General features: G+C 47.3%; 1 protein-coding gene. It reads right to left on the bottom strand.

What is annotated here, in order from left to right; translation table 11 throughout:
• Window positions 1-570: substrate-binding domain-containing protein (locus tag ACS8FD_RS22785; protein WP_439277531.1), on the bottom strand; the 570-nt coding region annotated here is incomplete at its 3' end.
• Between the last annotated feature and the right edge of the window lie 20 nt (window positions 571-590).

Genomic DNA, 590 nt, shown 5'->3' with positions numbered 1-590 from the left:
GGTAATAGCAGCATCAGGCAGGGTTAAGTCTGGGTTTAGGTTAGTAATAGCAGGGTCGTTCCAGTTGCTAATCTTACCCAAGTAGATGTCCGCTAACGTTGCGCCGTCCAATTTCAGCTGACCTGGCTCTATGCCATTGATGTTGACAATCGGTACGACGCCACCGATGACGGTCGGAAACTGAATAAGTCCTGCTGCGTCCAACTCTTCAGGGGTCATCGGTGCATCGGAAGCGCCAAAGTCTACAGTTTTTGCTTCGATTTGTTTGATACCACCAGAGGAGCCAATTGATTGGTAGTTCACCTGACCGCCAGTCGCGGCATTATAGTCATAAGACCATTTGGCATAGATAGGTTGCGGGAACGAAGCGCCTGCACCGGTGATGTTCATGGCGATGTTTTCAGCAGATTTAAAATCAGTTGCTGTAGTAGACGCTGTATTAGTGGTGGTTTCAGCCGCTGTTACAGCGCTACTGCTATCAGTAGCCGACTCTGTAGTATTAGTCGATTTATTACAAGCGGTGAGTAATAAGGTACAACTAACGGCGACTGCTAATAACGAATAACGCATGTAAGACTCCTAAAGTTTGA

This window comes from Psychrobacter sp. 1U2, assembly GCF_051847575.1.
Note: the sequence above shows the minus strand (reverse complement) of the source record. Positions and strands in the feature narration are given on the sequence as shown.